This is a genomic window from Rhodococcus sp. RCBS9, assembly GCF_029457415.1.
GTDB classification, from domain to species: domain Bacteria; phylum Actinomycetota; class Actinomycetes; order Mycobacteriales; family Mycobacteriaceae; genus Rhodococcus_F; species Rhodococcus_F qingshengii.
Genome location: NZ_CP120422.1, coordinates 2,794,996 through 2,810,533, shown reverse-complemented (window position 1 = coordinate 2,810,533; position 15,538 = coordinate 2,794,996). Strand labels below are relative to the sequence as shown.

General features: G+C 63.9%; 9 protein-coding genes. 1 reads left to right on the top strand and 8 read right to left on the bottom strand.

Features of this window, described 5'->3' with window-relative positions; translation table 11 throughout:
* Window positions 1–19 precede the first annotated feature (19 nt).
* Entirely contained in the window at window positions 20–931 is a 912-nt protein-coding gene (locus tag P0M12_RS13255; protein ID WP_065351773.1) for a LysR family transcriptional regulator, read from the top strand.
* On the opposite strand, the gene P0M12_RS13250 is transcribed toward P0M12_RS13255, so the two are convergent.
* The 8 genes from P0M12_RS13250 to P0M12_RS13215 form a co-directional block, all read right to left on the bottom strand.
* Entirely contained in the window at window positions 928–2,469 is a 1,542-nt protein-coding gene (locus P0M12_RS13250; protein ID WP_003943957.1) for an acyl-CoA carboxylase subunit beta, read from the bottom strand. The two genes, P0M12_RS13255 and P0M12_RS13250, sit on opposite strands and share 4 nt — an antisense overlap.
* Entirely contained in the window at window positions 2,466–7,409 is a 4,944-nt protein-coding gene (gene pks13, locus P0M12_RS13245; protein ID WP_277377844.1) for a polyketide synthase Pks13, read from the bottom strand. The genes P0M12_RS13250 and pks13 overlap by 4 nt, the downstream gene beginning before the upstream one ends.
* A 37-nt stretch (window positions 7,410–7,446) precedes the next feature.
* Window positions 7,447–9,336: a long-chain-fatty-acid--AMP ligase FadD32 gene (gene fadD32, locus P0M12_RS13240; protein ID WP_003943899.1), complete on the bottom strand. Its 1,890-nt coding sequence runs from the start codon at window positions 9,334–9,336 to the stop codon at window positions 7,447–7,449.
* Between the two features lie 182 nt (window positions 9,337–9,518).
* Entirely contained in the window at window positions 9,519–10,514 is a 996-nt protein-coding gene (locus tag P0M12_RS13235) for an LLM class F420-dependent oxidoreductase (protein ID WP_277377843.1), read from the bottom strand.
* Window positions 10,515–10,719: 205 nt separating this feature from the next.
* Window positions 10,720–11,673, bottom strand: coding sequence for a cutinase family protein (locus P0M12_RS13230; RefSeq protein WP_003943848.1), 954 nt, complete (start codon window positions 11,671–11,673; stop codon window positions 10,720–10,722).
* A gap of 9 nt (window positions 11,674–11,682) precedes the next feature.
* A complete protein-coding gene (locus P0M12_RS13225) occupies window positions 11,683–12,234 on the bottom strand; it encodes a DUF732 domain-containing protein (protein WP_003943980.1) in 552 nt (183 codons plus the stop codon).
* A gap of 106 nt (window positions 12,235–12,340) precedes the next feature.
* Window positions 12,341–14,224 carry an alpha/beta hydrolase-fold protein gene (locus tag P0M12_RS13220; RefSeq protein ID WP_277377842.1) on the bottom strand — a complete coding sequence of 628 codons (1,884 nt, stop codon included), beginning with the start codon at window positions 14,222–14,224 and terminating at the stop codon, window positions 12,341–12,343.
* Between the two features lie 252 nt (window positions 14,225–14,476).
* Complete coding sequence (locus P0M12_RS13215; RefSeq protein WP_007731818.1) at window positions 14,477–15,487, bottom strand: alpha/beta hydrolase family protein; 1,011 nt, start codon at window positions 15,485–15,487, stop codon at window positions 14,477–14,479.
* Between the last annotated feature and the right edge of the window lie 51 nt (window positions 15,488–15,538).

Genomic DNA, 15,538 nt, shown 5'->3' with positions numbered 1-15,538 from the left:
ATTCGGTAGCATTACTACTGTGTTGAATCTCGAAAGACTTCGCGCCCTGCACGCCGTCGCCGAGAACGGATCAGTGGCGGCTGCCGCCCGCACCTTGCATGTCACACCCTCCGGGATTTCGCAGCAGTTGAACAAGCTCGAGCGAGAGGTCGGTGTTCCGCTCCTCGAACCGCAGGGCCGCGGTGTGCGACTCACAGAAGCGGGCCGAATCCTCGCGCGCCGAACCGCAGAGGTTCTCTCGACGCTCGCCCAGGCCGAGGCGGAAATCGCGTCGCTGCAGAGCGAGGTGACGGGCCGCGTACGTATCGGCGCCCTGGTCTCCCCCAGCAGGACGGTGCTGCCGCGAGCCATCGCCGAAATCAGGCATGCGCACCCCCAGCTCGAAATCACCTTCAACGAAGGCGAATCCGAAGAACTGCTCCCCGCACTGATTCGCCGCGACCTCGACGTCGTGGTGGTCGACAGTTGGAGCACTCTGCCCGTCGAACTTCCCGACGGACTCTCCTTCACGCCCGTGTACGACGACGTGGCGCTGCTCGCTCTCCCGACGTCACATCCGCTGGCGGAGAACAAGGTCGTCGCGCTCAGCGAGCTGTCCGAGCATGCCTGGGCGACGTGGACCCGGGGAACGGACTTTCACACCTTCACCGTCCGGACCCTGCGCGCGCAGGGGTTCGACCCACGAATCGAGTACGAGGTCGCCGAGTTTCCCACCCAGGTCGAATTCGTCGCTCAGGGCCTCGCCGTCGCATTGATTCCACGTCTGGCGAGAGTTGTACCGCCGGAAGGTGTTCGAATGCTCGACACGGTTCCGCCGCTCGGCCGAGACATCTACCTCGCCTGGCGGACAGACAGCGAAAGGCCGGCCGTCCTGGCGGCGATAGAAGCGCTACGCCGCCAGTTCGACGCCCTCGGTGACAAAAAGAACTAGAGCGGCATCAAGTTGTGCTTGCGCGGGTTCTTGAAGATCGTCTTGTCCGCGAGCAACTTCAGAGCCTTACGGATCTCGAGACGCGTCTGCGAAGGCTCGATCACCGCGTCGATGTATCCGCGCTCGGCCGCGATGTACGGCGTCGCGACGAACTCGTTGTAGAAGTTGATCAGCTGAGCACGCACCGCGGGTGCATTCTCACCGGCCTCGGCGAGCTGACGCCGCCCCATGATGTTGACGGCACCCTCGGCGCCCATCACGGCGATACGAGCGGTCGGCCACGCGAGGTTGATGTCGGCACCGAGCTGCTTGCAGCCCATGACGGCATAACCGCCGCCGTACGCCTTACGAACCACCACAGTCACCTTCGGCACAGTGGCTTCGATGTACGAGAACAGGAAACGCCCGCCGCGCTTGATGACGCCGACCTTTTCCTGATCGACGCCGGGAAGGAAGCCCGGTGTGTCGACGACGAAGACGAGCGGGATGTTGAAAGCGTCGCACAGACGCACGAAGTGGGCGGCCTTGTCGGAGCTGTCCGCGTCGAGGGCGCCACTGAGGTACGTGGGCTGGTTGGCCACGACACCGACGGGCAGGCCGTCGACGCGGGAGAATCCGGTGATCACGTTGTGCGCGACCTGGGCTCCGATTTCGTGGAAAGTGCCGTCGTCGAAGATCCGCAGAATGATGTCGTGCATGTCGTAGCCGGCGTTGTCGGCATCCGGCATGAACGCATTGAGTTCGAGATCCGACTCGGTGATCTCGGGTTCGAGGCCCGGGTTGATCAGCGGCGCCTTCTCCTGGCACGACGACGGCATGAAGCTCAGGTACTCACGCACCCAGTCGAAGGCAGCCTTCTCGTCGGGAGCGACGTGATGGATGTTTCCGTACTCCGCCTGCTTGCGGGCTCCACCCAAGTCCTCGAGGCTGACCTCTTCGCCGGTGACCGACTTGATGACGTCGGGTCCGGTGACGAACATGTACGACTCTTCGGTCGCGACCACGACGTCCGTGTTGATCGGGGCGTACACGGCACCGCCGGCGCATTTACCGAGGATGACCGAGATCTGCGGGCACAGGCCGGACAACGGCTCCTGACGTGAACCCATGTTGGCGTACCAGGCCAACGAGGAAACGGCGTCCTGGATGCGAGCTCCACCGGAATCGTTGATACCGACGACCGGGCAGCCCACCTTCAGCGCAAAATCGTTGACAGCTGCGACCTTACGGCCGAACATCTCTCCGGCGGCACCGCCGAACACCGTCTGATCGTGCGCGAACACGGCTACCGGACGCCCGTCGACGGTCCCGTGACCGGTCATGACGCCGTCGCTGTACGGGTTGCCCTCGCCCGCCATCTTCACCAGGGCACCGATCTCGATGAAGCTACCGGGGTCGAGCAACATGTCGATGCGCTGGCGCGGCGTGCTGTGCCCTGCTGCATCGCGCTTGGCAATGGCCCGAGCCGAGCCGGGTTCCTTTGCCTTCTCCAACTTTTCGCGGAGTTCAGCGAGCTTCTCCGCGGTGGTTGTCGTCACTTCTGAACTCCGGTTTCCGCTGCTTTGGTCTGAGCTGTCTCGATCTGGGCCAGCTTGGTGGTGAGGTCTGCCGCAACCTTCGCGATGTACGGCTCGTCGACGATCTGCAGGTGGTCCCCGCCGATGTAGACGACCTCGAGGTTCTTCACGTAGTCACCCCAGCCACCATCTGCCTTGCGGGTCTTGAATGCAGGCTCGAGCGTCATCAGCTCGTCGTGGTACTTGTCAGCCATGTAGAGCACGACGTCGCCGTCGTAACTGCTGAACTCGGCCGTCTGGATGGCGCGATTGTCCAACCACGACGTCCGCTGATGCTCGATGATGCCGCCGGGAATCTTGGCGCCGCTCATCTTGATCATGTCCATCAAGATCTGGATCTGATCCTCGTCGGCTTCGGTGGAAGCCAGAACGTCAAGCGGCAGCGGCACATCCAGGTTGTAGGTGCGCTTGGCGAACTTGCCGTAGCGCTCCCAGCGCTTGCGTCGTTCCGCCTCGGTGTCCGGCACGACCTCGCCGGCCATGACGGTGTCGAGCAGCCCGACCACACGCACGTCGGCGCCCTGCTCGCGCAGCAACTTCGCGACCGCATACGACATCACGCCACCGAACGACCAGCCACACAGCACGTACGGCCCGTCGCCCTGGATCTCACGCAGCAGCGGAACGTAAGCAGCAGCGCGGGTTTCGATCGAGCCCTCGACCCGCTCGAACCCGTACATCGGCGTGCCGGCGGGCAGGCGCTTGAGCAGAGGCTCGTACGTCACCGTCGAACCACCGGCAGCATGGAAGACGAATACCGGTACGGCAGTGGAACCTTCGGGACGGGCACGCAGAGTACGTACGAGTCCGTCGATCTTGCCGTCGTCCTCGAGGTACTGGCGAACGACGTCCGCAAGCTCTTCGATGGTGGTGGAGTCGAGAACGTCGTCGAGAGTGATCTCGCCGCCGGCACGCTCGGAAAGCCGAGCAGCAAGCTTCTCGGCGACCTCGTCACCGACGATCGGCAGATCGTTGAAGATGCCCTTGGCCGACTTCCCGGTGACAACCGCCCACGTCGCAAACGTCAAGCGCTCGGCCGCATCTCGCGGCGGAACGTCCGAGCCTGCGTCGTCGGCAGTTCCGGCTCGAGAAGGATCGGAAGGCGCAGCAGCAACCGGAGCAGTGGTAGGTAGTTCCACTGCCACCTCTGCGGGAGCAACGTCCTCGTCAGCAGCGTCGGCCGCCAACTTCTCCGCGGCCTGCTTGTCGGCCATCGCCTGAACCTCTTCGCGATTGTCGATCGCGTAGCGCAGGTACTTGTTGACCTCGTTGAGGCTCGCATCCTTGACTGCCTGGAGCTGGAGCTGCGGAATGTCGAACTCGTACTCGACGCGGTTCTTGATACGCATCGCCATGAGCGAGTCGAGACCCAGTTCGATGAGCGGAACCTCGGCCGGCAGATCCTCCGGCGAGTACCCCATCGACTCGGCTACCACGATCTTGAGGCGGTCGTCGAGGCTCTGCGAACCGTTCGGATCCCACTTGTCTCCGGCGTCTTCGACGACCTCGGCCAGGGATTCCATCGGCGCACTGGTCTTGACCGGCGCGCTGACGACCAGCTCGGGCAGCGGCTCACCGGACGTGACGACGGCGTCGAACAGCAAACGGAACGTAGCACCCTCACGGGCGTGCACCTGCACCGACGCTCCACCCGGATGCGGGTTGAGTGTCGTGGTCAGGGTCGCAGCGCCGGCCAGCTCACCATGGGGAACGGCGGCGGTGAGAGCGACATCCGAGAGCACCTGTCCGGCAGCAGCGCTCACGAGCACAGCCAGATCGGTGACGGCGGATGCGTCGACCTCCCACACGTGGCGGCCGTCGGGCAGAGCGACGTGCGAACCGGGTACGCGAGCCGAACCGCCGGCACTGACGCGAATGTCGAGCCAATACGGCTTACGCAGGAATGCGGTACGCGGAACCGAAGCGAAATCGCCTGCGGGAAGCAGAGACTCGAGGTTCACGGCATGGCCGTGCACGTACAGCTGTGCGAGAGCGGCAAGAACACCCGCGGACTCGTCTTCCTTACGCTTGAGCGTCTGGATGAGCTCCATATCGTGCAGGCCCGAATCGAAAGCGGTAGCCGCCACCGACATCAGCGTCACCGGGTTGGGTGCAAGCTCGACAAAAGTGGTGTGGCCGTGGGCAACTGCACCGCGTACCGCATTGGTGAAGTACACGCTGTGGCGAAGACCCTTGACCCAGTACGCCTCTTGATGGATCGGCTCGTGACCGGGACGGTAGAAAGTGTCCTTGTCGACGGACGAGTAGACGCCGAGCTTCAACGTGGTCGGCTCGATACCGGCCAACTCCGCGGCAAGCTCGCCGAGCAACGGATCGACCTGTGAGGTGTGGCTGGCACCCTTGGTCTGCAGGACACGCGCCATCTTGCCGTCGGCCTCGGCGGCCGCGACGATCGCCTCGATGTCCGGCTGTGGTCCACCGATCACCGTGTGCGTCGGAGCTGCGTAAACACAGACCTCGAGCTTGGGGTACGTGGGCAGTAGCGCCTCGATCTCGGATGCGCTGTACTCGAGCAGAGCCATCAGACGGATGTCGTCACCGACAAGTGCGCCCTCGGCCTCACCCATCAGCCGTGAACGTGAACAGATCACGCGCACAGCGTCTTCCAGGTTCAGACCACCGGACACGTATGCAGCAGCGGCCTCACCCATCGAGTGCGGAACCACGGCTTCGGCCTCGGCGCCGTGGTGACGCAGCAACGCGGCCAGACCGACCTGGATGGTGAAGATTCCCACCTGGGCGGTCTCGACGTTGTACTCGATCGAATCGTCGAGGAACATCTCGACCATCGAGTAACCGGCCTCGTCCTGGATCAGCGCGTCGACCTCGTCGACGGCCGCCTTGAAGGCCGAGTTCTCCGTGTAGAGCTGCTTGGCCATCTTGCGGTGCTGCGAGCCGAAGCCCGAGAACACCCACACCGCGCCCTTGGGCGACGGCGAGTCGGCGGAGAAGACTCCTTGAGCAGGCTTGCCCGCGGCGACGGCACGCAGCGAGCTGATGGCCTCGGAGCGCGTCTTCGCCAGAACAGCGGCGCGCGAGCGTCCGTGGTTGCGACGCGCGAGTGTGCGGGCGACGTCGGCGAGGGGCGTCTTGCTTCCCTCTTCGGTTTCGAGCCAGTCGGCCAGGTCAGCGGCTGCGCGGCGACGACGCGACGGCAGCGCACCGGAAACGGCCAGCACAACGGTGCTCTCGTTCTCTGCTGCCGGTTCGTCGACCACCGGGGCATCCACAACCGGTTCATCGACTACTGCGTCGGCGGGCACGTATTCCTTGACCACGACGTGCGCGTTGGTTCCACCGAAACCGAAACCGGAGACACCGGCGACAGCCTTGCCGGTGTAGCGCGGCCAGTCGGTGGCCTCGGGCGTCACCTGCAGGTGCGACTTCTCGAAGTCGATGTGCGGGTTCGGGCCCAGGTAGTTGATCGTCGCGGGAATCTTGTTTTCCTGCATCGCCAAAACGACCTTGATCAGGCCGGCGGCGCCCGCAGCTGCTTCCAGGTGCCCGAAGTTGGTCTTCGCGCTACCGAGCAGAGCCGGCTTGTCTTCGTCACGACCACGACCGACGACACGACTGAGCGCGTCGGCCTCGATGGGATCACCGAGATCGGTACCCGTTCCGTGCGCCTCGATGTAGTCGACGGTGGTCGGCAAGATTCCGGCGTCGCGGTACGCGAAACGCAACACGTCGGCCTGGGCATCGGGATTGGGTGCGAGCAGACCGTTGGAACGGCCGTCCTGGTTGACCGCGGATCCGGCGATCACCGCGAGGATGGAATCTCCGTCACGCTCGGCGTCTTCGAGGCGTTTGAGCACGACGAGTCCGCCGCCCTCACTGCGAACGATTCCCTGAGCCTGAGCGGAGAAGGCACGCAGTTTTCCGTCGGGAGCGAGCATCCCGGTCTGATCGAAACCGAGGGTTCCGGGAGGGGCCAGCAGCATGTTGACGCCACCGGCCAGCGCGATGTTGGAGTCACCGCTGCGCAGCGAGCGCACAGCCTCGTGAACGGCAACCAGCGAAGACGAACACGCGGTGTCCAGAGCGATGGACGGTCCACGGAAGTCGAAGAAGTACGAGACCCGGTTCGCGACGATGGCAGTCGACGTTCCGGTCAACGCGTACGGATGCGCCGTCGTCGGATCACTGACCGCGAGCAGCTGGTAGTCGTTGGCGGAACTGCCGATGAAAACACCGACCTGCTTGCCCTTGAGCCCACTGGCCGGAATGCGAGCGTGCTCGAGTGCTTCCCACGCGAGTTCGAGTGCGAGGCGCTGCTGCGGATCGACGTTGACGACCTCGAGCGGAGACATCGCGAAGAACTCGGCGTCGAAACCCTTGACGTCGTCGAGGTACCCGCCCTTGGTGTTCGCGTTCTCGACCGCGGCCTTGATGGCGGGATCCGACATGAACTCGGCCCAGCGGTCCTCGGGGAGGTCGCTGATGCCGTCGCGTCCGTCCGCCAGCATTTCCCACATGTCCGAAGGCGTGTGCCCGGCACCGGGGAATCGTGTGGACAGTCCGACGATGGCGATGTCGTGAGCGTCCGTCGTGCCGCCTGAGACGTAGTACGAGGCGTCGACGGTCTCCTCCGGCGCCTCGGGCTCACCTTCGATGATCCGAGTAGCCAGCGAAGCGATGGTGGGGTGTTGATAGGCAACCGTGGCGGTCAGCGTGACGCCGAGCAGATCCTCGATGTCTCCGCTCAGAGCGACTGCGTCCCGCGAGGCGAGCCCGAACTCTTCCATCGGGCGATCGTCCGTGATCGAACCCGCCGGCTGACCGGTCGCGTTGGCGATCCAATTGCGAAGCCACTCACGCAGCTGCGCGACACTCATCTCGCTCACAACGTCTTTGCTCTGCGCACCATCTTGTTCAACCATCAACTCACCAAGCCACCGATCATGAAGGGACTGCTCCTCAAACGCTATCGGGGAATGCGGTCTGCTGATAGCCGCCTCGCAACGTTCCCTCGATATAGCTCGCCTTACACGCGCGGCGAGCGATCTTGCCGCTCGACGTACGCGGAATCGAACCCGCGGGGACGAGCAGGATGTCTCGGGCCGTGACGCCGTGACGGGAAGAAATCGCCGCACGCACAGTGTCCGCGATCGGCTGCGGATCGGCCTTGCCTGCGCCGGGAGCACGCTCGGCCACGATGACCAACTGCTCCGAGGAATCGTCGTCGTCGAACTTCAGACCCGAGTGCGTGTTGGAGAACACGACGGACGGCAGCTGGTTGGCCGGTACGGCAAACGCAGCGATGAAGCCGGGGCGCAGAGCCGGGCTGGCTTCCTGAGCCGAAGCCTCGAGGTCCTGCGGGTAATGATTGCGACCGTCGACGATCACGAGGTCCTTGACGCGCCCGGTGATGTACAGCTCGCCGTCGACGTAGACGCCGAAGTCGCCGGTACGCATCCAGTTGGCATCCGCCGGCGTGCCCTCGGTGTGGCTGTCTTCGCTCAACCGATTGTCCAGCTTGTTGTGGAAGGTCTCCGCCGTCTCGTCAGGGCGACCCCAGTAGCCGATACCGATGTTCTCGCCGTGCAACCAGATCTCGCCGACGTGATTGTCGGGGACCTCGGTCAGCGTCTCGGGATCGACGATCGCCGCCCACTGACTGCGCGAGACGTACCCACAGGAGACCTGCGCGATTGCGTTCTCGGAGTACTGGTCGACGATGACCATGCGTCCCTTGTTGAGTTCCGTGCGGTCGACGTAGATGACCTTGGCCTCGTCGGAATGCTTGGTCGAGGAGACGAAGAGCGTCGCCTCGGCCATGCCGTACGACGGCTTGATCGCAGTCTTGGGCAGACCGTACTGAGCAAAAGCGTCGTTGAACTTGCGCATCGACGACGTCGTGACCGGCTCACTGCCGTTGATCAGACCGATGACGTTGCTCAGGTCCAGGGTCTCGCCGTCCTTCGGCAGGCCACGCGCGGCAGCGTGCTCGAAAGCGAAGTTGGGAGCGGCAGCAAAGGTGCCGGCGCCGTCGGAAACCGCAGCAAGTTCCTTGATCCACCGGTACGGCCGCTGCACGAAAGCACGCGGGCTCATGATGGTGATGTACTTGCCGCCCAGAGCAGGCAGGATGACCGTCAGCAGGCCCATGTCGTGGAACAGCGGCAGCCACGTGACGCCCCGAGAGTCCTCGTTGAGTTCGATGGAGTCGACCATCTGGAGCGCGTTCGTTCCGACAGCACGATGGGTGATCTCCACGCCGGCGGGAACTCGGGTCGAACCCGAGGTGTACTGCAGGTACGCGATGTCGTCGAGTTCGATGTCGGGGCGAACCCACGTTTCACCGACGGTGTCGGGAATCGCGTCGACGGCGATGATGCGCGGACGCTCGGCAGCGGGAAGCGAGCGGAACAACTGTCGAACACCGGCCGCCGACGATGCGGCAGTCAGAATCGCAGTCGGCTTGCAGTCACCGAGAACAGCGTGAAGACGGTCGGTGTGACCGGGCTCGTCCGGATCGAAGAGCGGCACCGCGATGGAACCGGCCTGAATGGCCGCGAAGAACGAAATGACGTAGTCGAGTCCCTGCGGAGCAAGAATCGCGACACGGTCGCCACGCTTGGTGACCTGCTGCAGACGGGCTGCAACAGCGCGCAGACGCACACCGAACTGCTCCCAGGTCAGCTCCAGGGCTTCACCGTCACGCTCGCGTGAGTAGTCGATGTACCGATACGCGAGCTCGTCCGCGTTGACACGCGAGTGTTGCTCGACGTAGTCGACCAGCGTGAAGCCTGGTTGCAGGCGGATCTGGCCCTTCTCGTCGAGAAAGCCATCGAACAGCGCGTTCATTCCATCTCCTCCGAAGCGATCACACAAGCACTGTCTTTCATGCCTGCGCCCCAGACTTCCTTCGCTCTCTCGGGTCCATCTTCGATCAATCGAATCGCACTTTGTGCGCAACTCACCTGAATCACTTCATCGATCCCAAACCATCGATATGTTACAGATTCGCATCGTCCGTATTCTCCGGCCTACTCGCCCGCCAGTAACGGGATGATCGGGGCGAACGCTTCCATCTGCGTCGGGAAGACCCCGACGTACGACATCGACGTCTTCTCGCGGACCAGTCGAATCTGGTCTGCGATTTCCTCGAAAGTGCCCACAGCCAGGTATGGAGAGTTCAACAGCTCCTCCACGCTCAGCTTACGATCCACTTCGATGTTCGGCGGAAAACCTTGGTCCAGAGCGGCGATTGCCATTTCGGCAGCCTGCTCTCGATCGTCGGTGATCATGATCATGGTGATGGTCCAGTTGAGTTCGATCTCATCGAAACGCTCGCCGGCAGCCTCGCGGATCCGCTCGACACGTTCGATGGTCTTTTCCATCGTGATTCCGGAGAGCAGAAGCCGCCCGTCACGGTTGGTCGGTGTGGCGACCGAGATGATGTCCGCGTACTTCGCCGCGAGAGCAAGCATCTTCGGGCCTCCGCCGCCCACGATGATCGGTGGCCGCGGGCCCTGCCGCGGTCGCGGGCTGCCCTTGAGGCCGCGCACCTGATAGTGCTTGCCTTCGAAAGTGCATTCCTGCCCGCGCAGAAGAACGTCGAGAATCTGCAGAGACTCCTCGAGCTTCTCGATGCGAACGCCCGGGCTCTCGTAGGCGATGCCGCCCTTGTCGAACTCTTCCTTCATCCAGCCCGCACCGATACCGAGTTCGAGTCGACCACCGGACAGCACGTCGATTGTCGCCGCGTCCTTCGCGAGCACAGCGGGATGACGGAAGCCGTTGGCCAACATGGCGGTGCCGAGACGAATCTTGTCGGTGGCCACCGCGAGCGCTCCGAGAGCGGCGATCGGGCCGACCTGATTACCCAGGTGATCCGGAATCATGAACGAGTCGTAGCCGAGTTCCTCGGCCTTCTGCGCGAGCTTGACGAAGCGTCGCGCACCACCCTCTTCGGCGTTGCCCTCGCCACCGGCCGCAAACCGAAATTTGCGTAGGGCATCGCTGCCGTGGGTGGAACTCATATATCGATCTCCTGTGATGGACACGTACGTCGTACTCGAACTACAAACTCGGACAAATCGAACCTACTCGCCAGTCACTTACGTGACAGCACTGTAGAGGAAGCCCCCGGACCGTGCAGCACTCTACCGGGACCAAACGAGCAGATTACCCGCGAGCGAACTCCCGAGACGCCCGATTGTGACGAATCAACAGTGCGGCGGTGACTCAACTGTGGGGCGGCGTCGGTGCAGCGTCGATCTTCTCCGCAGCCCACTGTGCCATCCATTGGGTGGCCGTCGTGCCGTTCGGATCGACTTGGAAGGAGTTGTACATCGCGTGCACAGGGTTGTTGTAGTACTCGAGCAGTCGCGGCGCCGAACTCAGCCAGTTGGTCGGGTTGAGAGCGGCTGCCGGCGCGTCGCAGATACCGTCGCTCGGCGCGCAGATCTGATAGGTCCGATCGTTGAGGTCACCGAACCCGCCGGGCCTCGGGCCGGTCATCGTGAGACCGGGCAGCTTCAGCCCGTTCAGCGACAGCTCGGCGCCGACACCGGCAACGCTCGGGCCAACGGTGTTCCCGAACGCCGGATCGCGCCGACCGTCGGCGATCAAGCCGACGCCCAGAACCAGATCGGCAGGCACCGCGCCGGTACCGTCGCCGATACTCGCGGCGACGTCACCCGCGATCACCGCGCCCTGGGAAAATCCAGTCAGGACGTAACTCGTGAGCGGGCACTCGGCGTGCCGCTTCATCAGAAAGTCGTTAGTGGCAGCAGTTCCCGCGGCCCGACTGTTGTTGTAGGACTGCTGTCCGTCCGGCGGGATCGCCACCGGATTCGAAAACTGTGCGACATACGGAACGGTGTAGACGTCGGCCCGTGAAGTATCGAACTTCTCCTGCAGAGGACGGGTCACGTTCAGCATCAACGACGCCGGATTGGCCGTCGGGTTGTACGGGTCGTCGGTAGCGCTCGACTCCCACGTACCCGGTATGGCTACTACCTGGACATCGGGGCAACTGGCCGGCTGAGACACCGGAGGCTCCGGGCTCGGCGGGATCGGAGTCGGCGAAGGCACCCGCCCGGCCAGGATGTACCAACCGCCGATCACGACCGCTGCGACCACAAGAATGATCAGCAGCGGGATCAGGCACCCACGACGCTTTCCAGACCTCGCCATGACCCGCGCCTACTTGCAGTAGGTGGCGTTGGCGACGTCGATGTAGATCTGAGCGTTCGCACCTGCCTGCTCGGGAGTGATCTGCTTGCCTTCCGCCGACGCTTCCTGGCCGACGAAGGCGGTCACGAAGGTCAGGACCTCGTCGTCGGTCTGAGGACCGGCAGCGCAGATGTAATTGGCCGTGTTGACGGCGATGCTTCCGTCACCGGCTGGGGTGATGCCCTTCGCCTTCAGTCCGTCGAGGAACTTCTGTGCCTCGGGACTGACCTCGACGACTGTGGGACCCGGGAAGCCCTCGATGCTCTGCGGCTGCTCCGGCGGCGCGGTGGCCGCGGCTCCCGGACTGGTGGGCGCAGCCGACGCCGTCGTGGTCGCAGAGGCGGACGCAGATGCCGAACCGCTGGAGGACGAAGCCGCCGCGGACGTCGTGGTGACCGGATTGGAGGTTGCAGTGGAGTCGTCACTACCGCACGCGACAAGCGCGCCACCGGTGGCGAGCGCCAGGGCGCCGACCGCGATCGCGCGTGCACAAGTGTTTCGGTTACCCGAGAAAAGCGACATCAATGTCCGTCCTTGCCTTCAGTCGAAAGTCCATCAACAGGTTACGCAACGCACGCGGGCGGGCACCGATCCGTGATCGGGCCCGCCCGTCGTGCACCACTGTGAGTTAGTGAACTTCTGTCTTGTCACCGATCACCGTGATGTAGCCGAACTGGAAGTTCTGCTGGACACCACCGGGAATGTCGAACTTGTCACTGATCGGGAATCCGAGTCGTCCACCTTCGTATCCGACGCTCTTCCAACCGTCGAACAGCGGACCGTTCTCGACGGACCATGCACCGGTGCCGGGGCTCCAGTAGATGTTGCCGCCCTCGAACTCGGTGAAGCGTCCGTTGTCCTTGATCGGAACCTCGTTCGACTTCGGGAATCCGAGCCAGCCGTTTTCCCAGCCGAGTTCGCCGTACTTGCCCATGATCATTCCGAGAACCGCGTGAGTTCCGTTGGCGCTGCTGTACATTGCGCCGATCTCGAATCCCTGGACCTTGCCCGGCTTGCCGGGGGTCGCGATCTCGTCGGCAGTCGGGTAGCCGAGCGGGCCACCTTCCCAACCCTGTGTGGACCACTCGGCGAGGATGTCACCGCTGACGGGGTGAGCGCCGGTCTGCGGGGTCCAGTAGATGGAGCCGTTCTGGAAGTGGTTGAAGCGTCCGCGTCCGTCGGGGGTACCGAGTTCGGGGGTACGCGGGAAGCCGAGCGGGCCGGCCGCTGCTCCGGTGTTCATGTACGCGCCGGCGATACGACCGGCGACGGGCTGGGCGCCCGTTCCACTGGTGAAGTAGATGCGACCGTTGCGGAAGTCCTGTGCCAGGCCACCCGCGACGCTGTACTCGGGGGTGATGCAGTCACCGATCCAGCCGTTGGCTGCGGCCGTCGCACCGATCTCACCCGAAGTGCCGCAAGCCGGCTTCTCGACCTCGACGCCGATGGCGTTGGCCAACTGCGGCCACAGCTGATGAAGCTCGAACTGCCAGTACGGCCACGAGTGGGTTCCGGACGGGCGGTAGTTGACCTGCGCGGGGATGCCGAGCTGGTTGAGCTTGGTCGCGAAGGTCTGCGAGGTCAGGCGAGCGAGGATCTCGAGGCCCATGCCTGCGTAGTTGGTGCTCACGCCGGGAATTCCCGACGGCTGGTCGTACGGGCCGGTCGTACCGCTACCACTCGAGACGTACAGGCTGACGCCCTTGAGCTTCTCGGCGAGCGCGTACGGATCGTGTGCAGCCCACTGCGGGTTGGACGGCGGTCCCCACATCGCGGCGGAGTTGTATCCACCGGCGTCGGTCATCGCGAACTGGATTGCCTGAGGCATGCCGAGCGAGGTGGTGGTGAGGATGCCGGAGAGCGAAGCGGCGAACTTGAAGAAGCCGGGGTTGCGCGCCGTGAGGAACATGGCGGACGTGCCGCCCATCGACAGTCCGACGACACCGCGTGTCTGCGTGGTCCGCCAGTCTTTTTCGAGGATGGGGGGCAGTTCCTTGGTCAGGAACGTCTCCCACTGGTAGTTCTTGCCGTTGTCGGGCTGGAGCCAGTCGGAGTAGAAGCTGGACTGACCGCCGACCGGGAGGATGACGTTGACGTTCTTGTCCGCGTAGAAGGACTCGGCGTCGGTCTCGTAGGTCCAGGCGTTCTCGTTGTCGGTCGCGCGAAGACCGTCGAGCATCCAGACCGAGGGGAAGCTGGCCGACGGATTGACGTTCCAATCGCGGGCCAAGAGGATCTGCACCTGAATCGGGGTGCCCATCGCGGGAGAGTTCACCCACAGCGCGACGCGACGCTCGCTGAGCCAGTCGACCTTCGTGACCGCTGCTCCGGTGGGGTTCTGGGTGGCGGCCGGTGCGGCCTGAGCAGGTGCCGGCGCGGCTGCCGCGGTTCCGGCCGTCGTCAAGCCCGCGGCGATCGGCAGAACCAGCATCGCTGCCAGTGCGCCGACGACCTTTGTCCGGAAGGTTGCCCGGGACCGGCGACGGTCCTCCGTGGCAAGGCCTACTCGCATGAGCTCACTCTCTTTCCTTACGTTCGGTCCGCGCGTCGATCGTGTGGCCGCCTGAGCAGCCAGACCCCCGTTGAAACTATTTCTACACGCAAACGATCCCCGCTTGGGGTAGCCGCGCTGTTACTGGTGGTGCAATTGTTACTGACATCGGGCGCTTGTGCAGCACCTGAATACACAAGTGCCGTCCCGGTTCTCCTTCGAGGAGTCCGGAACGGCACTGGTGAAGTGACTAGGTCACGGGATCGCGCACGATCACCAAGCGTTCATGGTGTCGAGGATCTGGCCGCGAGCCTTCCACAGCTCTGCCGACCAGTACGGCCACGAGTGCGTGCCGTTGGACGGGAAGCTGTAGGTGGCCGGGATACCCAGCGAGTTCATGCGGATCTGGAATGCACGGGTGTTGACCAGGGCGAGAGCCTCGAGGCCCATGCCGTTAGCCGTGTTGTAGTAGTCGATCGGTGCGCGCGGGTGGTCGTATTCACCAGGCAGGCCGCTTGCCGACGAGATGTACATCGACAGGCCCTGCAGACGCGGCGCGAAGACGAACGGGTCGTTGCGCAGCCAGGACGGGCTCCACGGCGGTCCCCACATGGAGTCGACGTTGAAGCGACCGGCATCGAGCATTGCGACGCGGATTGCCTCGCGCATGCCCGGAGCCGAGATGTTCAGGTAGCCCGACAGCGAGCCGGCGAACTTGAACTGGTCACGGTGGTAAGCAGCCAGCGTCAGAGCAGCGCTGCCACCCATCGAGAGGCCGAGGACCGCGTTGTTGGTGGGCGAGACGCCGTAGTTCGCGAGGAAGTTGGGCAGTTCTTCGGTGAGGAAGGTTTCCCACTTGTACGTGATCTGCTGGCCGTTGAAGTTCGACGGTGCATACCAGTCGCTGTAGAAGCTGGACTCGCCGCCGACGGGCATCACGAGGGTGATGTTGTCGTTGCGGTACTGGTCCATCGCATTGGTCTCGAAGCTCCACGCGTTGGCGTCGTTACGCGCACGCAGGCCGTCGAGAAGGTAAAGGGCAGCGTTTCCGCCGCGAGCGGCCCACTGGACCTGGACCTTGATGTTGCCCATCGAGGAGGGCACCCACAGCTCGTCGTATCCGCCGGAGGGGGCGGTGTGGCTGGGAGCAGTGTGCGCAGGCGCAGCAGAGGCGACAGCACTACCGGCAACTCCTGCAGCAAGGGGGAGCACAAGTGCTGCGGCACCGATGGCCAACGCTCGGTGCTTGAGGCGCTGGGTCAGCCTCTTTCTGGCAAAACGCATGGATACTGCTCTCTCTCTTCGTCTGCGGAACCCACTCGGTGGAGTGGTTCC